At 67.3% G+C, this 19,822-nt stretch carries 19 protein-coding genes; 7 read left to right on the top strand and 12 right to left on the bottom strand.

Features of this window, described 5'->3' with window-relative positions; all coding sequences use genetic code 11:
• The first annotated feature begins 12 nt into the window (after positions 1 to 12).
• The 3 genes from F0U60_RS09400 to F0U60_RS09390 are packed head-to-tail and all read left to right on the top strand — an operon-like array spanning position 13 to position 5,695.
• Positions 13 to 1,329 carry a TolC family protein gene (locus F0U60_RS09400; RefSeq protein WP_395816862.1) on the top strand — a complete coding sequence of 439 codons (1,317 nt, stop codon included), beginning with the start codon at positions 13 to 15 and terminating at the stop codon, positions 1,327 to 1,329.
• Between the two features lie 25 nt (positions 1,330 to 1,354).
• Positions 1,355 to 2,518: an efflux RND transporter periplasmic adaptor subunit gene (locus tag F0U60_RS09395; RefSeq protein WP_395816860.1), complete on the top strand. Its 1,164-nt coding sequence runs from the start codon at positions 1,355 to 1,357 to the stop codon at positions 2,516 to 2,518.
• Positions 2,519 to 2,533: 15 nt separating this feature from the next.
• Complete coding sequence (locus F0U60_RS09390; RefSeq protein WP_395816857.1) at positions 2,534 to 5,695, top strand: efflux RND transporter permease subunit; 3,162 nt, start codon at positions 2,534 to 2,536, stop codon at positions 5,693 to 5,695.
• A gap of 6 nt (positions 5,696 to 5,701) precedes the next feature.
• On the opposite strand, the gene F0U60_RS09385 is transcribed toward F0U60_RS09390, so the two are convergent.
• Complete coding sequence (locus F0U60_RS09385) at positions 5,702 to 6,628, bottom strand: NmrA family NAD(P)-binding protein (protein WP_395816854.1); 927 nt, start codon at positions 6,626 to 6,628, stop codon at positions 5,702 to 5,704.
• 264 nt (positions 6,629 to 6,892) lie between these two features.
• On the opposite strand from F0U60_RS09385, the gene F0U60_RS09380 reads away from it, so the two are divergent.
• Together F0U60_RS09380 and F0U60_RS09375 are read left to right on the top strand one after the other, a co-directional pair.
• Positions 6,893 to 7,921 carry a zinc-binding dehydrogenase gene (locus F0U60_RS09380; protein ID WP_395816851.1) on the top strand — a complete coding sequence of 343 codons (1,029 nt, stop codon included), beginning with the start codon at positions 6,893 to 6,895 and terminating at the stop codon, positions 7,919 to 7,921.
• 107 nt (positions 7,922 to 8,028) lie between these two features.
• Positions 8,029 to 9,468, top strand: a complete 1,440-nt coding sequence (locus tag F0U60_RS09375) for a DHA2 family efflux MFS transporter permease subunit (RefSeq protein ID WP_395816849.1) — start codon at positions 8,029 to 8,031, stop codon at positions 9,466 to 9,468.
• 15 nt (positions 9,469 to 9,483) lie between these two features.
• On the opposite strand, the gene F0U60_RS09370 is transcribed toward F0U60_RS09375, so the two are convergent.
• From F0U60_RS09370 to F0U60_RS09355, 4 genes are all read right to left on the bottom strand, one after another.
• Complete coding sequence (locus tag F0U60_RS09370) at positions 9,484 to 10,029, bottom strand: hypothetical protein (protein WP_395816846.1); 546 nt, start codon at positions 10,027 to 10,029, stop codon at positions 9,484 to 9,486.
• Positions 10,030 to 10,178: 149 nt separating this feature from the next.
• The gene (locus F0U60_RS09365) at positions 10,179 to 11,108 is read right to left on the bottom strand and encodes an alpha/beta fold hydrolase (RefSeq protein ID WP_395816843.1); all 930 of its coding nucleotides are present in this window, start codon (positions 11,106 to 11,108) and stop codon (positions 10,179 to 10,181) included.
• Between the two features lies 1 nt (position 11,109).
• Positions 11,110 to 11,466, bottom strand: coding sequence for a MerR family transcriptional regulator (locus F0U60_RS09360; RefSeq protein ID WP_395816839.1), 357 nt, complete (start codon positions 11,464 to 11,466; stop codon positions 11,110 to 11,112).
• Positions 11,467 to 11,518: 52 nt separating this feature from the next.
• Entirely contained in the window at positions 11,519 to 12,091 is a 573-nt protein-coding gene (locus F0U60_RS09355) for a DUF1993 family protein (protein ID WP_395816837.1), read from the bottom strand.
• A gap of 125 nt (positions 12,092 to 12,216) precedes the next feature.
• Between F0U60_RS09355 and F0U60_RS09350 the strand changes: the two genes are divergently transcribed.
• Positions 12,217 to 12,714, top strand: coding sequence for a DUF4112 domain-containing protein (locus F0U60_RS09350; RefSeq protein ID WP_395816835.1), 498 nt, complete (start codon positions 12,217 to 12,219; stop codon positions 12,712 to 12,714).
• A gap of 101 nt (positions 12,715 to 12,815) precedes the next feature.
• Positions 12,816 to 14,015, top strand: a complete 1,200-nt coding sequence (locus F0U60_RS09345) for a lactonase family protein (protein ID WP_395816832.1) — start codon at positions 12,816 to 12,818, stop codon at positions 14,013 to 14,015.
• A gap of 25 nt (positions 14,016 to 14,040) precedes the next feature.
• On the opposite strand, the gene F0U60_RS09340 is transcribed toward F0U60_RS09345, so the two are convergent.
• The 7 genes from F0U60_RS09340 to F0U60_RS09310 form a co-directional block, all read right to left on the bottom strand.
• On the bottom strand, positions 14,041 to 15,159 hold the full coding sequence (locus F0U60_RS09340) for a CDP-alcohol phosphatidyltransferase family protein (RefSeq protein WP_395816829.1): 1,119 nt from the start codon (positions 15,157 to 15,159) through the stop codon (positions 14,041 to 14,043).
• Positions 15,160 to 15,369: 210 nt separating this feature from the next.
• On the bottom strand, positions 15,370 to 16,437 hold the full coding sequence (locus F0U60_RS09335; protein ID WP_395816826.1) for a hypothetical protein: 1,068 nt from the start codon (positions 16,435 to 16,437) through the stop codon (positions 15,370 to 15,372).
• On the bottom strand, positions 16,424 to 16,603 hold the full coding sequence (locus F0U60_RS09330) for a hypothetical protein (RefSeq protein ID WP_395816824.1): 180 nt from the start codon (positions 16,601 to 16,603) through the stop codon (positions 16,424 to 16,426). The genes F0U60_RS09335 and F0U60_RS09330 overlap by 14 nt, the downstream gene beginning before the upstream one ends.
• Positions 16,600 to 17,787 (bottom strand): MBOAT family O-acyltransferase, encoded by a 1,188-nt coding sequence (locus F0U60_RS09325; protein ID WP_395816821.1) that lies wholly within the window; start codon positions 17,785 to 17,787, stop codon positions 16,600 to 16,602. The genes F0U60_RS09330 and F0U60_RS09325 overlap by 4 nt, the downstream gene beginning before the upstream one ends.
• 147 nt (positions 17,788 to 17,934) lie before the next feature.
• On the bottom strand, positions 17,935 to 19,146 hold the full coding sequence (gene chrA, locus F0U60_RS09320; RefSeq protein ID WP_395816818.1) for a chromate efflux transporter: 1,212 nt from the start codon (positions 19,144 to 19,146) through the stop codon (positions 17,935 to 17,937).
• 21 nt (positions 19,147 to 19,167) lie between these two features.
• A complete protein-coding gene (locus tag F0U60_RS09315; protein ID WP_395816815.1) occupies positions 19,168 to 19,473 on the bottom strand; it encodes a hypothetical protein in 306 nt (101 codons plus the stop codon).
• Between the two features lie 3 nt (positions 19,474 to 19,476).
• Positions 19,477 to 19,779, bottom strand: a complete 303-nt coding sequence (locus F0U60_RS09310) for a hypothetical protein (RefSeq protein ID WP_395816813.1) — start codon at positions 19,777 to 19,779, stop codon at positions 19,477 to 19,479.
• Positions 19,780 to 19,822 lie beyond the last annotated feature (43 nt).

The raw sequence follows: 19,822 nt of genomic DNA, 5'->3' as shown, positions 1-19,822 counted from the left end.
GGAGCCCCCTTCGTGCGCCGTGTTCCACCGCTTCTCCTCTCCTGCCTGCTCCTCGGGGCCACCACCGCCCCTGCCTCCACTTCCACACACGACTCGCTCGCCCTGGCCTCGCTGCCGGATGAGGACAGCCTGGCCTCGCTGCTGTGGGCGCGCTCGCCCGAGTTCGCCACGGCCCGAGCCCGAGTCGCCTCCGCCCAAGCGGACCTGGTGCGGGCCGGGCAACTTCCCAACCCCGAGCTGGACCTCTCCTGGAACACGCTCCCCGTAGGCCCCACCAACCCACCGGGCCTGGACCGGCTGCGAGACGTGCCCAACTACCAGGTGGGACTCTCGCAGCTCATCGAGCTGGGCAAACGAGGCCCCCGACAGGACTCGGCTCGCGCCGAGCTGGCCGCCACCGCCCTGGACGTGCTGGCCGACCTGCGGACACGCACCTATGAGCTGCTGGAGAGCGCGGCGGAAGTGGCGACCTCGGAGGTGCGCCTGGCGGAGCTGGAGACGCTGGTCACGGACGCAGCACGGCTGACGGAGTTGCAACGCGCGCGTCAGCGACAAGGGGACACCGCGGGCCTGGACGTGGACCGGGCCGTGCTGGAGGAGACGCAGCTCCAGGGCCAGCTCGCCGAGGAACACAGCCGCCTGTCCGGCTCACTGCTGACGTGCTCACGGCTCGCGGGCCTCGCCTGCACGCCCTTCGGAGGCAGGGACGCAGCAGCCACCTTCCTCGCCTCGCGCCTGTCCCGCGCCCCCGGTCCCTCCTCGGTCCAACAACGGCCGGACCTGCGTGCACTCGAAGCGCAGCGGCAGAGCGCCCAGGCCGCCCTCACCCTCGCCCGACGACGCTGGCTGCCGGACCCAACGGTGCGCGCTGGCTATGTCCACGACCGGTTCGTCGAGTCGGGCAACCAGAAGAACGCCTTCTTCGTCGGCCTCTCCTTCCCGCTGCCGCTGTTCGAGCGCGGGCAGGCAGATGCGTTGGCCGCGAGCGCCCAGGCCGAAGCCGCGGAGCAGACACGCTCACAGCTCAGCGCCCAGGCCGAACGCGAGGAGCAGTCCCTCACCACGCAGCTTCAGGCCGTGGCGGCGCGGCGCGACCGCGTGCGCAACCAGACGCTGCCCCTGGCCTCCGCGCTGGTGCAACGGCTGGAGGCCGCGGTGAAGGCAGGCGGCGCCTCGCTCCAGGACCTGCTCTTCGCTCGCCGCACGTACGGCCAACTGCTGATGGATGCAGCCGAGCTCGACCTCACGGCCTTCCACCTCTCGGTGGCGCTGGACCGCGTCCGCGCCGCCGGCCCCAAAGCCCCACCCGAGCTGAGCGAACGCTTCTAACCCCCTCCCCCCTCTGGAGACTCCCATGTCCTCACATTCCCCCCGTTCTCCCTTCTGGCTCGCCACCCTGGGCATCGGCCTGAGCGCGGTCGTCACCATCGGCCTGATGCTCGGGCGCCCCACACCCGCCGAAGCCGAGGAGACCTCCGCCCCTCCTGGCCTCGTCGTGAAGGGCGAGAGCGTGCAGCTGCCGCCCGATGGACCCCAATGGCAGTACATCGAGCTGGGGGTGGCCACGGAGGCGCCCATGCTGGCGCCACTGCCCGCTCCGGGCCGGGTCGACCTGGACGAGCGACGCACCGCTTCCGTCGGCACGCCGCTGGCCGGCCGCGTGGACCAGGTGCGCGTGCGCACGGGTGACCGGGTGTCGGCGGGAGACCGCCTCTTCTCCGTACGCTCGGGGGCCTACGCGGACCTCGAGCGCGAGCTGAAGAGCGCGGAGACGGAGGTCGCCGACAAGCAGCGCATCGCGGAGCGGGTGCGAGAGCTGGTGAGCCTGCAAGCAGCAGCGGAGAAGGACCTACTGGCAGCCGAGGCCGAGCTGCGCCAGGCGAAGCTGACCCTGCAGGCCGCCCAGGCCAAGCGCGCCAGCCTCGCGGTGTCCGCCGACGGCGACAACCTCTTCTGGGTGAAGGCGCCGCGCGCCGGCACCGTGGTGGACCTGGACGTGACGGCCAGCCAGGAGGTGACACCGGACCGGGACAGGCCGCTCCTGCGCATCTCCGATTTGAACGAGGTGCTGGTGCTGGCGGACATGCAGGAGTCGGACGCCTCCGACTTGCAAGCGGGCCAGGAGGTGAGCGTCAGCATCCGGAGCGGAGCGCTGGCACGCAAGGGCGTGGTGGAGCACATCTCCGAGGTGGTGGATCCCCATCGGCGCACGGTCGCGGTGCGCGTGCGCGTGCTCAACGAGGACCGAGCCCTGCGACCCAACGCCTTCGTGGAGGTGACGCCCCTGCCACGCGGCGACATCAAGCGGGTGCAGGTGCCCGCTGGCGCCGTTGTCACCAACGGAGAGCGCTCGGTGGTGTTCGTGGCGCGCGACGCCCATCGGCTGGAGCGTGTGCCGGTGACGGTGGGCCGGCGCCGAGACGGCGCAGTGGAGCTGCGCGGCGGGCTGGAGGTGGGTAGCCGCTTCGTCGCCCGCGGCGCGCTGCTGCTGGAAAACACCATCGAGCTGGCGGACTAGCCCGGAGACCCACGGATGTTCGACAAAATCGTAGACTTCTCACTGAAGAACCGGGCCGCGGTCATCTTCTTCTCCCTGCTGGTGGCTATCTGGGGCGTCGTCTCCTTCCAGGGCCTCACGGTGGAGGCCTTCCCGGATCCAACGGATACCCAGGTCCAGGTCATCACCCTCTTCCCAGGCCAACCCTCCGAGGAGGTCGAGCGGCAGATCGGCCTTCCGCTGGAGCGCGCGCTCAATGGCACGCCTGGGATGAGCCGGCTGCGCAACCTGTCGCTCTTCGGCCTGTCCTTCGTCACCCTCACCTTCCACGACGGAGTGGATGGGCTGGCGGCGCGCGCACAGGTGCTGGAACGGCTGCGAGAAGCGGAGCTGCCCGAGGGCATCACCCCCCAGCTGGGGCCGTACGCCACGCCCATTGGCGAGGTGTACCGCTACACGCTGAGCGGGGCGAAGGGAGACCCGATGAAGCTGCGCACCCTGCAGGACTGGGTGGTGCGCCCGCAGATCATGCGCGTCAACGGCGTGGCGGACGTGGTGTCCATTGGCGGCCTGCTGCGCGAGGTACACGTGGAGCCGGATCCCTCGCGTCTGGCTGCCTTCGGGTTGACGCTCGATGACCTGGAGGACGCCCTGCGCGGCGGCAGCATGAACGCCTCAGGCGGAGTGCTGGAGCGAGGCGCCGAGCAGCTCGTCATCCGCAGCCAGGGCCTCTTCAGCAACCTGGACGACATCCGCGATGTCCGCGTGGCCACGCACGAGGGCACGCCCGTCTTCATCAAGGATGTCGCCGAGGTACGTGATGGCTGGGCGCCACGCCAGGGCGTGGTGAGCCGAGGCACCAGCTACGACACCGTGGAGGGAATCGTCCTGATGCGCCGAGGAGAGAACCCCTCCGTCGTGCTCTCCCGGCTGCGCGAAGCGGTGGAGGAGCTCAACCAGCGCCTGACGCTCGAGGAGGCGAAGGTCGACGCCTTCTACGACCGCACGGACCTCGTGAACACCACGCTCAAGACGGTGGGCCGCAACCTGGTGGAGGGCGGCATCGTGGTGACGCTCGTCCTCTTCATCTTCCTCATGGACCTGCGGGCAGCCTTGGTGGTGGGCACGCTCATCCCGCTGTCACTGCTCACCTCGTTCATCTACCTGAAGACCCGGGGCATGTCGGCCAACCTGCTGTCACTGGGCGCGGTGGACTTCGGCGTCATCGTGGACGGCGGCGTGGTCATCATCGAGAGCATCCTGCTCAAGCTGGCCCTCGATCACGGTCACGGACATGGCTCGGGAGCAGAGCAGGAAGCACTGCCAGTGGAGCAGCGCATTCGCCAGGCCACCTCGCAGGTGGTGCGGCCCACCGTGTTCTCCATGCTCATCATCATCGCGGCCTACCTGCCCATCTTCATGCTGGAGCGGGTGGAGGGGCGCATGTTCAGCCCCATGGCCAACACCGTGGTGGCGGCGCTCCTGGGGGCGCTGGTGTTCTCGGTGACGCTCGTCCCCGTGCTGGCTTCGCTCGTGTACCGCAAGGGGGCACAGCACAAAGAGAGCCCGGTGCTGAAGCTGATGGAGCGGGCCTACGCTCCCACGCTGACATTCGCGCTCAAGCGCCCCGCGCTGGTGCTCTCACTGGCCACCGCGGGACTGTTGACGGCGGGGGTGATGCTGCCTCGCATGGGCAGCGAGTTCCTCCCCGCCCTCAACGAGGGCAGCATCTACATGACCTTCAGCCTGCCGCCGAACGTGGCCCTCACCGAGGGACGCAAGCTGGTGCCGCGAATCACCCGGCTCATCGAGCAGGCGCCCCAGGTGGAGCAGGTGCTGTCCTCGCTGGGCCGTCCCGAGGACGGTACGGACGCCAAGCTGGCCAACAACCTGGAGTTCTTCGTCAAGCTCAAGCCGCCAGACCAGTGGCCCCGTGACACGCCCAACCTCACCGATGTGATGGACCGGCTGCAGGCCTCCATCAGCGAGATTCCCGGGATGGAGGTGAACTTCAGCCAGCCCATCGGAGACAACGTCAACGAGAGCATCTCCGGCCAGCAGGGACAAATCGCAGTGAAGCTCTTTGGTGACGACCTGGGCCAGTTGCAGAACCTGGCGGAGAAGGTGAAGTCCACCATCTCCCGAGTGGACGGCGTGGCGGACCTGGGCCTGGTCAAGAGCGCGCCGGTGATGCAGGTGCAGGTCAATCCGGACCGGGTGGCGCTCGCGCGCTACGGAATGGACATGGGTGAATTCCAGCACGTGTTGCAGACGGCGCTGGGCGGCCAGGCGGTGAACGAGTTCTGGGATGGAGAGCGGCGCTTCGACGTGGTCATGCGCCTGCCAGCCTCCAGCCGCGATGATGTGGAGAAGATCGCCAAGCTGAGAGTGCCGGTGGACGGCGGAGTGACCGTGCCGCTGGAAGCACTGGCCCACGTGGGGAGCGGAGAGGGACGCGCGTCCATCAATCGGGAGAACGGCCGACGCTACATCGGCATCCGGATGAACGTGCGCGGACGCGACATGGGCTCATTCGTGGAAGAGGCACGCGACAGGGTGGCCAAGGAGGTGCAGTTGCCACCGGGCGTGAGCCTCGAATGGGGCGGTGAGTTCGAAAGCAAGGAGCGAGCAATGAACCGGCTGCTGACCGTGGTGCCCGTGGCGCTCGTGCTGACACTGCTGCTGCTGTTCAAGGCGTTCAACTCGTTCAGCCGAGCAGTCATCACCCTGATGAACGTGCCCTTCGCGCTGATGGGGGGCGTGTTCGGCCTGTACCTGGCGGGCATGCCGCTGTCGGTGGCGGCCGCCGTGGGTTTCATCGCCCTCATCGGACAGGCGGCACTCAATGGCGTGTTGGTGATGTCGGCCATTGCGGAGCGACTCGAAACGGGCGAGCCCCTGGAGTCAGCCATCCTCAACGGCGCCAAGGAGAGGCTCAGGCCCGTGCTGATGACGGCGGCACTGGCGGCGCTGGGCCTGGTGCCGGCATGCCTCAGCCGGGGTATCGGCTCGGAGACGCAAAAGCCGCTGGCGGTGGTCATCGTGGCGGGGACGATCTCCGCGTGCGTGCTGACACTGGTGTTGCTGCCGGTGATGTACCGCCTGTTCATGCAGTACATGGAGCGGCTCGCGGGCAAGATGCCCGCGCGGCTGCTGAGGGTCGTGCCGGCGACGGAGAAACTGCGCAAGACCGGCTGACAGAGGCTAGGGCGAAGTCGTAGAGCGCTCCTCGGCGCCAGCGCCCATGTGCGGCAGGGCGCCGATGGAACGCAGCAGCCCTCCGAGTACTTCGTCCAGGGTCGTCCGGCCGCGCACCACGCGGCTGGGGTGCGCGAAGGTGAGCCGACCCCGGTGGATGGCCTCGACGAGCTCCGCCATGAGGTTCGCCACCTCCGTCGAGAAGCCCAGGCCCATGAGCATGGGAACCAGGGCCGCGGGCGAGTGCTCCGCCACGCGTACTGGCCGACCGAGCAATCGGGCCAGCGTGTCCGCCACCTCATCTGGGCTGTAGTCCACCGGGCCCGCCAGCTCCACCACACGCTTGCCGAACGTGGGTTCGCGCAACAACCGGGCAGCCAACTCACCCACGTCCCGAGTGGCCACCATGTGCACCGGACGGTCGGACGGACCGATGAAGCTCGGCATCACGCCGGAGGCCACCACCGGCGACAACCCCTCCCCCCAGTTCTCCATGAAGTACGCCGAGCGGAGGATTGTCATCGGCCTGCCCAGTGAGCCCAGCTCGCGCTCCGCGAGGCTCACCGTCTTCACGAGGCCCGTGCCCTCGGTGTGCTGCGCCCCCACCGAGGAGAGCAGCACGAAGTGCGGAAGCCCACTCTCGTCCACCGCTCGCCGCATCGCGTCCACCACGTTCCAGCACGCCTCCATCACCCCGGTGCTCGTGGACACGGGCGGAGGCACCAGCAGATAGGCTCCCTGGGCGCCCACCATGGCCATGGCCAACGCGGCGACGTCACGCAAATCCGCCAGCACGACCTCGGCGCCCCGCTGCCGCCACGGCTCGGCCTTGGCCTCATCACGCAGGATGACCCGGACCCGCTTCCCCTCCGCCAACAGCGTCCGAGCCACCACCGACCCCGTATGCCCCGATGCTCCAGTCACCACGAACATGACGCCCTCCTCACCTCACCATGAAGGTGATGCCCCTCTTGGCTCCGCGCGGGCATGCCCATGGGTGCAATCCCTCGAGGGCCCACTGGGAAGTCACCGGGCAGGGGACGAGACGAGGCCCCGGATGTCCTTCTCACGATGGCGGTCCAGCCAGGCGCGCGCCCTCTGACTTGACAGGGGTACGAGGCTTCGCGAGCGTCGTGATCGCTGGCGCCAAGACGCTGGGGGCCGCCTTGGCCTCCGCAGCCAGGGGGGAACAAAACAATGAAAGCCGCCATCTTCCGCCAGGGAGACCTCGTCGTCGACACACTGCCGGATCCGGTCCCTGGACAGGGCCAGGTGCTCGTCAAATCACTGGCCTGCGGCATCTGCGGGTCCGACCTCCACGTCTTCAAGCACGCGCACTCCTTCACCGAGACGATGCGGCGCGCGAACGCCCCGGAGGTGATGGACCTCGCGCGCGACGTGGTGTTCGGCCACGAGTTCTGCGCCGAGGTGCTCGACTACGGCCCCGGCACCGAGCGCCGGTTGAAGCCCGGTACGAGGGTCACCTGCATGCCGCTCACGGTCAGCGCGGACGGGGTGCGGACCCTCGGCTATTCCAACGCGTTACCGGGAGGCTTCGCGCAGAAGATGCTCCTCGACGAGGCGCTCCTGCTTGAGGTGCCCAATGGCCTGCCCTCCGAGCACGCGGCCCTCGTCGAGCCCATGGCCGTGGGCGTGCACGCGGTGGAGAAGGCCGCACTGAAGGGGGGTGAGGTGCCGCTCGTCATCGGCTGCGGGCCGGTAGGCCTCGCGGTCATCGCCGCCCTCAAGCTCAAGGGCGTGCACCCCATCGTCGCCGCCGACTACTCGCGCACCCGCCGCGCGCTCGCGGAGAAGATGGGCGCGGATGTCGTCGTCGACCCCTCCGAGCGTTCTCCCTACAAGACATGGACGGAGCACGCGGCCGTCAAGCCCGCGGTGTTCTTCGAGTGCGTGGGGGTGCCGGGCCTCCTTCAGCAACTCATCGAGGGCGCTCCGGCCCAGGCCCGCATCGTCGTGGTGGGCGTGTGCATGCAGAGCGACCGAATCGAGCCGTTCCTGGCCATCTACAAGGAGCTTCAACTCCAGTTCGCCCTGGCCTACACGCCCGAGGAGTTCGCGCGCACCCTGCGCCACGTGGCCGAGGGGGAGCTCGACGTGGCGTCCCTCATCACCGGCCGTGTGGGACTCGAAGGGGTGAAGGAGGCCTTCACGGAGCTGGGCAATCCCGAGCGGCACGCGAAGATCCTGGTGGAGCCCTGGCGCTGAGACCCGACGAGCGCAACTGTCAGTGACCATCACCTCGGGTACACCCTCAGTAACGGTCCTGAAGCCGAGGGGTGACAGACCCGGGAGGCGGACGCATAACAGGGAGCGTGACCCGTCCTTCTCCCTCCACCACGGACAACCCTCCCGGCTCGGAGATCGGCACCCGGCTGGCCTCCATCGCCGTGGCCAGCGCGCTGTTCATGGAGTTCATCGACTCCACGGCACTGTCCACCGCGCTGCCGGCCCTGTCCAAGGCCTTCGGCAGTGACCTGGTCCACCTCAAGCTGGCGCTGACGTCCTACATCCTGGCGCTGGCGGTGGTCACGCCCGCGAGCGGCTGGATCGCCGACAAGTATGGGCCCCGACGCGTGTTCATGACCGCGATGGGGGTGTTCCTGGTGGGCTCGGTGCTGTGCGGCTTCTCGCAGTCGCTGGCCCAGCTCGTCGTCTTCCGCACGATTCAGGGCATCGGTGGAGCGCTGATGACGCCGGTGGGCCGGTTGATCGTGGTGAGCTCGGCACCGCGCGAGCGACTCGTGGCGGCGATGAGCTGGTTCACCATGCCCGCGCTGGTGGGTCCCCTCATTGGGCCGCCCCTGGCCGGCTTCATCCTGCGCATCGCGGATTGGCCGTGGATCTTCTTCATCAACGTGCCGGTGGGGATTCTGGGCATGCTCGCGGTGCTGCGATTCGTGCCGCCCCTACACCAGCCAGACCCGGGCCGGTTCGACGTGAAGGGCTTCATCCTGGCGGCCATCGCCATCACCTCGCTGATGGTGGCGGCCGAGACCGCCGGCATGGGCCTCGTTCCGGCCTCCTTGCAGATAGGGGCCGCGGTGCTCGCCCTGGTGATGGGCGCGGCCTACATCCGGCACGCGCTGCGGACCGAGCGGCCCGTGCTCAACATCCGCCTGGTGCGCTTCGCCACCTACCGAGCGAGCCTCATGGGGGGCACCCTGGTGCGGGTGGGGCTGGGCGCAACACCCTTCCTGCTACCCCTGCTCTTTCAAGTCGGACTGGGATGGGGAGCGTTCGAGGCCGGGCTGGTGATCATCGGCACGAGCATGGGAGCCCTGTCGTACAAGCCCGTGGCGCCCGCGGTGGTCAAGCGGTTCGGCTTCCGCTCCACCCTCATCTTCTCCAACGTCGTCACCGCCGTGCTGACGGCCCTTCCCGCCTTCTTCCGGGAAACGACGCCCGTCGCGCTCATGGTCATCATCCTGGCCATTGGCGGCTTCATGCGCTCCATGCAGTTCACCTCGCTCAACACCGTGGCCTACGCGGACATCCCCCCGTCCACGGTCAGCAACGCTTCCACGTTGGCGGTGGTGACCCAGCAGATGGGCCTGAGCCTCGGCATCAGCTTCGGCGGTTTGATGCTGCACCTGGCGCGAGGAGGAGATGACGCCCCCCTCACACCCCACCAATTCATCCTCCCCTTCATCGCCGTGGGCGTGGTGACGATGCTGGCCGGTCCGCTCTACCGGCGCATGTCCCCCGACGCGGGCGCCAGCATCCGTGGGCGCCGCGCGGACGTGGAGGCGTAAGGCGCGCACGGGACTTCAACGGCCAGCCACCGGGGAGGCGCCGTGCACGCGACCATCGCGCTCTCGCCGCTCCCTCTCCGCGCGCTCACGCCTCTCCCGCTCCTCACGCTCACGCCGCTCCCGAGCCTCGCGCTCTCGCCGCTCCCTCTCCTCACGCGCACGCCGCTCCCTCTCCGCGCGCTCTCGCCGCTCCCTCTCCCGCTCCTCACGCTCACGCCGCTCTCGCTCCGCGCGCTCTCGCCGCTCCCGCTCCTCACGCTCGCGCCGCTCCCGAGCCTCGCGCTCTCGCCGCTCCCGAGCCTCGCGCTCTCGCCGCTCCCGCTCCTCACGCTCTCGCCGCTCCCGAGCCTCGCGCTCCCGAGCCTCGCGTTCTCGCCGCTCCCGAGCCTCGCGCTCTCGCTCCTCGCGCTCACGCCGATCCCGCTCCGCGCGCTCCTGGTTCGCCCGATCCACCGAGCTCGCATTGTGACCCGCGGAGTAGCCGGGCCGTGCATCCGCCAGCGCCGGCATGCTCGCGTACACAGCGAAGGCAACGGACATCCACTTGATCAGGGTCTTCATGACGGGCTCCTCCGGACAGGTGTCCTGGGGCGGAGAAGAGGCCCCTCGAACATCCACCGAGAGGGCCTCTCGCTCCGTGTTGTGACCCTTCTGACGGGGGAGTCCGGGCCCTATTCGGGCCGGGGAGATGTCGAAATATTTCGGTCGCCTCAGCTCAGCCCCGCCAGGAGCTCGGCGAGCCGCGCCGGCTGCGACGCGAAGGGCGAGTGGCTGGCCTCCAGGGTCTTCTGCTCGAACCGGTTGGCGGGCGTGAAGGCGTCCGCCTCGCGGATCATCAGGTCCTGGAGGGCGGGCGCTATGGCGCGATCCTTCGTGCAGCGGATGTAGCTGCGCGGGATGCGGCCCCAGCGCTCGCGCGTCACGATGATCTCGGACGTCCACAAGGCGAGGGGGAGGTCCGGCGTGAGCGTGAGCGCGAAAGGCAGGAACTCACGAGGCTCCACGTCGTTGTAATAGGCCGCGCGCAACGCCTCCATGTACGTGGCATCCCCGCGAGGATTGATGCGGACCGCGCCCAACTCCGCCGGGTTCCCCAGGAAGAGATTCTCTCCGTAGCCGGTCTTCGCCTCGGGCAGCGCCCCGTAGAGGCTCGGCTTCTTCAGCCGCACGGGGCAATAGGCGCTCAGATAGACCAGCCGGCCCATCAGCTCGGGGGCGAGCTCTCCCACCCGGGTGATGACTGTCCCGCCCATGCTGTGGCCGACGAGGATCGGCCGGGTCCCGCCCTGCAGCGTCTTGAGCGCGTCAACCACCGCCGATGCACATGCGTCGAGTTGGATGTCCCGCTGCGGTGACGGCTCCTTGGCGAGCTTCGCCTGCTCTCCCGCAACATACGAGGAAGGGAAGCGGGCGTTGAGACCGTGGCCCGGCAGGTCGATCGAGACCACGCGGTGACCCAGGCCCGAGAGGTGCTGCGCGACGCGTCCCCAGTGCAGGGAGTTGTGCCAGGCGCCATGCACCAGCAGGAAGGTCTTGCTCGGCGTCCGTGGCGCAGCGTCGGCTGCCTGAGCGGCGCTTCCAGTCAGGGGCAGCGTGGCCGCACCGAGTACGGCGCTCTTCAAGAGGTCTCTACGATTCATCTCATCCTCGTTGGGGGGAGGCGTCCTTGAGGGTCTCGAGGAGCCGGACGCGACGTGACTCCAACTCGGCGAGCTGTCGCTCGATGTCGGAGAGCTTCTCCTGGTGCGCCGCGAACGCCTGCGGACAGATGACGTTCGAAGCGCTCGTGAACATGCACGCGGGGAAGGTGGTGATCTCCTCGAGAGAGAAGCCCAGGCGAATCATGCGGACGATGTGTTGGACCCGAAGCACGACCTCGGGACCGAACTCGCGGTAGCCATTGTTCCGGCGGTGCGAGACGAGCAGCCCTGCTTTCTCATAATGACGAATCGAGCGCGCGCTCGCACCCGAGAGTCTGGATAGCTGTCCGATGTTCATCCCGGCCTCTCTTGAAGAACCGTAGCACCTGACATCAGTGTCAAGGTCAAGCTCAACGTGACCGCCGGTAGGCAGGGGCGCCCTCGAAGTCCTGTTTCCCCAGAGCAACTCCCGCCGATCTCAGCAAGGCGTACACCACGGAGATGTGGAAATAGAGATTCGGCAGGACATAGCGGAGCACGAAGTCCTGGGGCTCGAAGATGCGAACATCCCCCCGCCGGGCGACCGTGATGGGCCGGTCTGGCGCGGCGTCGATCTCCGTCTGAGAGATCGTATCCAGATAACCCAGGGCCCCCTGGATCAACGTCTGCAGCTCGGCGAAGGAGGTCAATCGCTCGCCGAATGCCTGCTCATCGCCTCGGTTGAAGACCGCGAACTCCGGCGACTCATCCTCTTGCGCGAGACGACCCGCCAGGCGAGCCGCGCTCCCCTTCGCGGCGGCAACGACAATCTCCACCTGCCTTGAGAGGGGAAACATATCCGGGTAGAGGCGCCGCTCCAGGAGGAGCTCCGGACCCATCCCTTCTCTCTCCGAGAAAGCGGCTGCCTTTTGAAGGATATGGCTGAGATTGCGCAACATGTGAACCAATGCGGGGACGCTGGCCTGATAGATGGAAATGTCCATGAATTGCCGGCGAGTGTAGCCCCGCGGACTGGACGTTCAAGGCGAGCCTGACTGTGGCGTACTCGATGGCGGGCGCAGGCCAGCGTTGACGGATGCCCGCGGGAAGGTTCCTCTGTCCGGAACGAATGAGCCCATCCTCTGCCCCCCTGAGCCCTCCCTCCGATCCCGCGGCACTCGAGCAGGTACGCCGCCTGGCACAGCAGTTGGACACCTCCATCCGGCTGCCCGGGGGCATTCGCATCGGTTGGGACGCCGTGCTTGGCCTGGTGCCGGGTGTGGGCGACTGGGCGGGAGCCCTGCTGTCTACCTATATCGTCCTGCAGGCGGTGCGCCTGGGCGCCTCGCGCGAAGTCCTGGTGCGCATGCTCGGGAACGTGGCGCTGGAGTCACTCGTGGGCGCGGTGCCCTTCCTGGGCGATGTCTTCGACGCGGCCTACAAGGCCAACATGCGCAACGTGCGTCTGCTCGAGGAGCACATGGTGGCCCCCACCGCCACCCGCCGCGCCAGCCGTGCGTGGGTGCTCGGGATCGTCGTGGCGCTGGTGGCGTTGCTCGTGCTGGGTGTGACGCTCACCGTGCTGGCCTTCCGCGCCGTCGCCGCATCCGTGCAGGGCTTACAGTGATTCACCTGCTCCAACAGTGCCATCACCTATCGCCTTGAGCCCCTCTCCGGGCCAGGACTGCTTTGTTGGCATACGCAGGCTTTTCTGCTTTCAATCCGCGCATGAACGAGACGAATCCGACGCGTCGCGACTTCATCCACCTCACGGCGATGGGAACGGCGAGCCTGATCCTGTCCTGCACCAAGGAGGAAGAGTTGCTGCCGACACCCGCGCCACAGACGCCCAAGGAGCTCTTTATCTACGTGGGCACCTACACCTCGGGTGGCAGCGAGGGCATCTATCTCTGCCGGTTGGACATGGCGACGGGTGCCCTGGAGCGAGTGGGTGTCACTCGCGGCGTGGCCGAGCCCTCCTACCTCGCCCTGGAGCCGAAGGGCCGCTACCTCTACGCCGTCAATGAACTGACGGAGTTCGCGGGCAAGCCCAGCGGAGCCGTGAGTGCCTTCGCCATCAACCCCCAGAGCCGGGAGCTGACCTTCATCAACCAGCACCCCTCCGAGGGTGGTGCGCCCTGCTTCCTGGAAGTGGATGCGAAGGGAGCCTTCGTCCTGGTCGCCAACTACGTCGGCGGAAACGTCGCCGTCCTCCCGATTCAAGAGGGCGGAGGATTGGGCGCCGCCGTCGATGTGAAGCAGCACGAGGGCTCGGGGCCCAATGCCCAGAGACAGGAAGCTCCGCACGCCCACCAGGTCCGCCTGGATGCCGCCAATCGGTATGCCTTCGTGGCGGACCTGGGGACGGACAAGGTCATGCTCTACCGGTTCGACGAGAAGCAGGGAAAGCTCACGCCCGGCACGCCGCCCTCGGTCTCCACCAAGCCAGGAGCGGGACCGCGCCACATGGCCTTCCACCCCAACGGGCGCTTCGTCTTCGTCATCAACGAGCTGGACTCCACCATCACGGCCTACGCCTACGACGCGGCGCAGGGGACGCTGACGGCGTTGCAGACGATCACCACCCTGCCCGATGGCTACAGCGGCTCCAATGACTGCGGGGACATCCACGTCAGCCCCGATGGTCACTTCCTGTATGGCTCCAACCGTGGCCACGACAGCATCGTCGTGTATGCCATCGATTCAGCGGGGAAGCTGACCTACGTGGAGCACGTGACCACGCTCGTCAAATGGCCGCGCAACTTCGCCATTGATCCGACGGGCACGTTCCTGCTGGTCGCCAATCAGAAGGGCAACACCCTCGTCTCCTTCCAGCGGAACGCGCAGACCGGAAAGCTGACGCCCGTCGGTCAACCCCTGGCGGTGCCCGCCCCGACGTGCCTGTTGGTGGTGCCTCCTTCAGTCTGAGACAGGCGACTCGACAGGCCGCCCTTCATGCCGCGAGCTTGTTGCTCACGTGCTGGAGCACGGGCCTGTGCGTCGAGGGCAACCAGATCAGCGGGAAGCCGATCTCCGGGTACTGAGAAATCATCGCCCGGAGATACCGGAACATGCTGACGACCAGTGTCAGGACCATCACCAGCAGCAGTCCGCGGTGGAAGGCTGGCTGGAGCGCCAGGGGCAAGCAAGCCAGGGGAAGCACCAGGAGGAACAGCACGCTCTCGGCAGTCAGCCACGCCGGGGGCTTGTTGACGAGCTGGCGCGCATGGACACCCACCGCGAGGCTGCTCATGGCGATGGCTACCAGAGCCCGAGCGGAGAAGACATCGCTCCAGTCGCGAAGCCAGGTCACGTACAGGCCGAGGATGAGCACCGGCGCCGTGAGAATCCGCACGTAGAAGCGAAGCGAGGACAGCGGCGAGCGGTACATGAGCACGAGGTCCTGCAACAGGGACCAGAGGCCGGCGCCAAAGGCCACGGTGCTCAAGCACGTGTAGGTGAGCTGGAAACCGGGCTGCTCGAGGATCGCCATGTCCCCGATGCAGACCGACAGTCCCAGGAAGAGACAGAAGACATAGTTCCAGAGGTGGTTGATGTAGGGGTCCCGCATCACGCCCGTCGCGAAGTAGCGGCACAGCCCGAGGTAGAAGAACAGCTGCCCGGTGGCGGTCAGCAGGATGTAGGGCAGGAAGTAGATGCTCTGCCGAGGACCGAGCTGGGCCACGATCATCACCGCCATCGCCGAGTTCATGACGTCGACCCAGTGGTCCCAGAAGTGCCGAGCGGTCGATTGGGTCCCGTTGCGCCGGGCCTGGGTGCCGTCCATGGTATCCAGGCAGAAGTGGAGCACCCGGCAGACCACCCAGAGCACATACATCCATCGCGCGCGCTCGAAGGTATGGACGGCGGTGAGCAGGAACAGGTGGAGCAGCAGCCCGGGAATGCCGAGGATGACCGGGGAGAGCCTGTAGGGGAGATGGTGGACGGCGAAGTGCCGGCACTCCTCTCGGACCACCCGGATGAGCGCATCTTCCTCCAAGCGCTTGTAGCTCTGCTGCGTATCCAGGACCAACACATGGGGCTCCAACGCCCGTGCCTGATTCTTGCTCATTGCCCGTGTCCGTTCACCCCGGCCGGTGTCGTTGCCTGGGGTGAGACGAACAATGCGAAAGCTCGGGCCTCCGAGCGGTGCGCCACCTCACACGCGGGAGGTGACCTGCGTCACAGGGTGGAGCGGCTTGCTCACGGTTCTGTCATGCCGCTCGCAGCAGGGGACATACCCTCACCCTGACCCTCTCCCAGAGGGAGAGGGGATTTCGCGCTAGGGGGCCCCTGCCTCGCCCATGCGTGATCCTGCGTCCGGTTGGCGGACCAACACGTGTGAGAGCTCTCTCCCCATGTCCTTCGACAAGAGGGCCGCTCCCTCTCGATTCAAGTGGACCCCATCAGACAGCAGGCGGTCCGAGAACCAGCTCGGCGACGCGAGGTCGATGTAGTGGATTCCCCTCCCGGCCAGGAACCGCTTCATCTCCTGACGCAGGGCCGTCCCCTCGGGACTGCGCGTGAGCTCCCGAAGATAGGCCTCGGGCATCGGCAGCTCGACCAGGATGAGGGGAACGCCTTGACGTGACGTCTCCTCCATCAGCGCGACGAAGTACCGGTTGGGCTGAAAGGTGTGGGTGGCCTTCCAGGTGGCAAGTGACTGCTGCCCTCGGGCCGTGAAGGACTCGCCCAGGTTCTTCATGTCCTCCAGCGCACCGAACTCATTGCGTGCAACCGGAGCTCGTTTGACCAGCCGATCCTGCACGGCCTGCACCTTGGACCAGATGATGCTCCGGTAGATGCCGTAGGAGCTCAGCCGCTCCAGCTGGAAGCGCAACCGGCGGTCCAACACCTGGATGGCCTCAGCCGTGACGAAAGGAAAGTGGAGCGGGGCGTCCGCGAACCGCGAGAAGAGGAGGTTTGCGGCGAGGTTCCCCACCCACTGGGAGGAGTCCGCGGCCTTCTCGTCCATGAGCGCCTCCGCCACGACGCCGACCACCACCGCACGAGGGGGCGAGCCCGAGGCGAGGTACTCGCGCACCATGGTGAACTGAGCGTCCATTCCGGCTCCGCCCAGCGACAGGTCCCCAACGCAGGTGTCGAGTCCCCCGCTCGTGAGGCCCTCACGGAGCTGCGGGCCCGAGTAGCCGGCCTCCATTCGGGAGTCACCGGTGAAGACGACACAGTCCTTCCCGCCCTCGCGGGCCGCCGTCAGCTTCTTGGGCGGATGGAAGTGGCCCCAGCCGTACCTGGCGAGCGCCCGCTCACCCACCACGAAGAGGGCGGCGAAGACGGCCAGACTCAGGAGCAGCCCCTTCTTCGGCGTCATCTCTCTAGAAGTCGACATAGATGAACTTCGTCGCGCGTCCGATGAAGGCCAGGGTGGTCAGGAACATCGCGAACCAGAGCACCCCCAGAAAGAGGTGGAACAACGGCTGGGAAGCCAGACGCTCCGGAGGAGGCCTCGCTCCGCCCAGCACTTCCAGGAAGTTCCTCACGCTTTCAAAGCTCATGCGACACCCGCGATTCTCGAGAGCACGTGCCAGGCCTGCCCGAACTCCATGCAGAAGAAGGCCCAGCCGATAATGACGCACGTGAACGTCAAGGCCTGGGCGGCGAACGCCGGAATCCGCAGACCGCGCGGCTCGGAGAACCGCGACCAGGAGCGGTGACCGACCATGAGCAGCCCGTGCCAGAGGCCCCAGACAACGAAGTTATAGGCCGCGCCGTGCCAGAGCCCGGAGACGGCGAACGTCGCGACGAGGTTGAGCGAGGTCCTCCACTCGCCTCGACGGGAGCCCCCGAGCGGCGCGTAGATGTAGTCGAAGATCCACCGGCCGAGCGAGATGTGCCACCGCCGCCAGAACTCGGAGATGTTCCGGCTGAGGTAGGGCCAGTTGAAGTTCTCGGGGATGGCGATTCCGAAGAGATACCCGCTGCCGATGGCGATGTCTGAGTACGCGGAGAAGTCGAAGTAGATCTTCATGCCATAGGCGAGAAGCCAGCCGACCAGCGACAAGCGATCCGCGCTCAGCGCCGCCGCGGTGTTCAACTGGTCCGCCCAGAGCGCGAAGGTATCCGCGAAGACGTGCTTCTTGACGAGCCCGGCCAGGATGCGCGTCACCCCCTGCTGCACCTGCTGCGCATTGAAGCGCGCATGGCCCAGCTCCGAGGCGAACTCCTGGTAACGCTTGAGGGGGCCCGCGACCATGCTCGGAAAGAAGAAGATGAAGGCCGCATAGGACCCGAGCGGCGCATCCCGCGTCTTCCCCCGGTACGAGTCGACCGCGAAGTGGATGAACTCGAAGGTGAAGAACGACAGCCCCAGGGGGAAGACCAGCGGGGGCGGACCATCGAGCAACGGGAGTCCCCCCACCAGCCCCGCCATGTCATTCCACGCGACCGCGAAGAAGCGCGTGTATTTGAAGACGATCAGGATGGCGACCGCCTGGATGATTCCCAGAATGCAAAAAATGGAGCGCTCGCGGTACAGCCGAGAGGTGATCAACTCCCAGACGAAGATGAGGGCGCAGAGCGCACCCCACGCGCCGCCGAAGTGGATGGCACCGTAGAAGACGAAGAAGAGCAGCCCGAACGTGGCGAGCACCCAGGGCCGCAGCCATCCCGGCCCCAGGTGGAAGACAAGGACACACGGGAGCAGGAAGGCGATGAAGTAGGTGACTTCGTTGAAGATCATGGACGCGGGTCCATCTCATGCGGAGAGATGAAGGCCGCGTGCACTCCCAAGCCTGCCTCTCCATGGACGGGGCAGGCGCACTATATAGATGAGGCTCGAACGGAGTCACGAAACCAAGATGGGAACGCTCGGCTGGGCAGTCCCCTGCTATGCGAGCAGGAGTCCGACCCCTGCGGCCCCGATGATGAGCAACGGCACGAGGAACTTCGCGTGCCACCGGAAGAGCACGCCGAGCGCCACGGCGAAGATCGCCACCGGGACCAGGCCCGTGAGGCTGGCGCGCAGCAGCCCCAGCGTGGTCGCGGCGATGAGCCCCACCACACCCGCTGTCACTCCATCCAGGAAGGAGCGGAGGCGGGGGTGATGCAACACCCGCTCGAAGAAGTCATGACCGAGGAGCGTGAAGGCGAAGGCCGGAAAGAAGATGCCCACCGTCATCACCAGCGCCCCAAGGAATCCGCCGCCGAGGTAGCCCACGAAGGTGGAGAAGATGATGAGCGGCGCGGGGATGAGCCCCGAGAGCGCGAGCCCGTCGAGGAACTGGGCGTTGGTCATCCACGCTCCCGTCACCACCGCGTCACGTTGGAGGAAGGGGATGACGGTGTACGCGCCTCCGAAGGTGAGCACCCCGCTGCGCAGGCCCGACCCCAGCAACTCCAGCTGTGAAGGCTGTCCCCGGACAACCCCCTGCCCCACGTCCGCTCCGCCCGCGCCCATGGGCGCGAAACCGTGGAGCACGAGGAACACAGCCACGGCCGCTCCGCAGCCCGCGGCGAGTGCCAGGGCCTGCAGCCGCAGCCCCTTCCTCGCCAGCGTGATGATGAGGCCCGCGGCCACCAACGAGAAGGCGAAGTGGATCCCCGCTCCCTGCGCGAGCGCGGCGAGCACCGCCACGCCCCACAGCCAGCGGTCCACGAGCGCGTGCTGCCCGATGCGTGCCACCGCTCGGACGATGAGCGCCGCCACGGCCGCCTGCACGGCGCCAAACACCGTTCCCACCCAGGGAGAGCCCAGCCCGTAGCGGAGGTAGAGCCACGTCAGGCCGAGCATCAGCACGAAGCCCGGCAACATGAACCCCAGCCCCGCGAGCAGCCCCCCCACCCGGCCACGCGAGCGCATTCCGAAGTAGACGCACAGCTCGTGCGCCTCGGGGCCCGGCAGCACCTGGTACACCGCGAGCACCCGGTTGAAGTGCTCGCGGGTCACCCACTTCTCCTTCTCCACCAGGTCGTGGCGGATCATCGCGATCTGCGCCACCGGCCCACCCCAGGCGAGCAGCCCGAAGTGCAAGAAGCGCAGGAAGAGCCGCCCCAGCGGTTCCCGAGGGACGGTGACCGCACGCTCCACACCCTCTCCCATACACCGCCTCCATCTCGCTTTTCAGAGCGTCTCGGCCCCGAGCGCACGCATCACGATGCGCTCCTGCCGGAAGCGGCGCTCCAGTTCCGCGCGGTAGCCGCTCCACCACTTGCGGTCGAGCGGCTCCACCATCACCTCGAAGAGCACCATTTCGTCCCGTACCGTCTCGCCCTCCTCCTTCCACGCCCCCGTGGCTGGAGACTGCAAGAAGGCGGTGACGCCCCCGTAACGTTCGGTGAGCTCTGTACGGACCTTCTCGAAGTCCGCCCGGGCGAAGGGCCGCTGCTCATTGTCACGCAGCGGCAACAGGAATTGGATGACGTGCATGTCCTAGTAACGGGAGGGCGCGTTGGGATCGATGCTCAGCGAGTCCGGCCCCATGTCCAACCGGTCGGAGGCTTCCAGCACCTCGCCCAGGCTGGCCTTCCGCAACTGCTCCTTGCCCAGGGAGAGGTGGATGTCATCCCCCTCGATCGTCTCCACGGTGCGGAAGGGGACCCGGTAGTCCTTCGCGTAGAACACGCCCTTCTCCACGATGAAGCCACCCTCCACCAGGCCGATGACCTTGCCCAGCCGGTGCCCATCCCTGCTCTTCACCACCATGCCGACCCGAACATCCATCCGCTGCGCCATTGCTCGCTCCTCGCTGCGGTGAGGGAACAGAGGCGGCCGGCGC

Origin of the sequence: Archangium minus (assembly GCF_044360475.1) — a bacterium.
GTDB lineage: Bacteria > Myxococcota > Myxococcia > Myxococcales > Myxococcaceae > Archangium > Archangium minus.
This window is presented reverse-complemented; position numbering and strand designations above follow the sequence as displayed.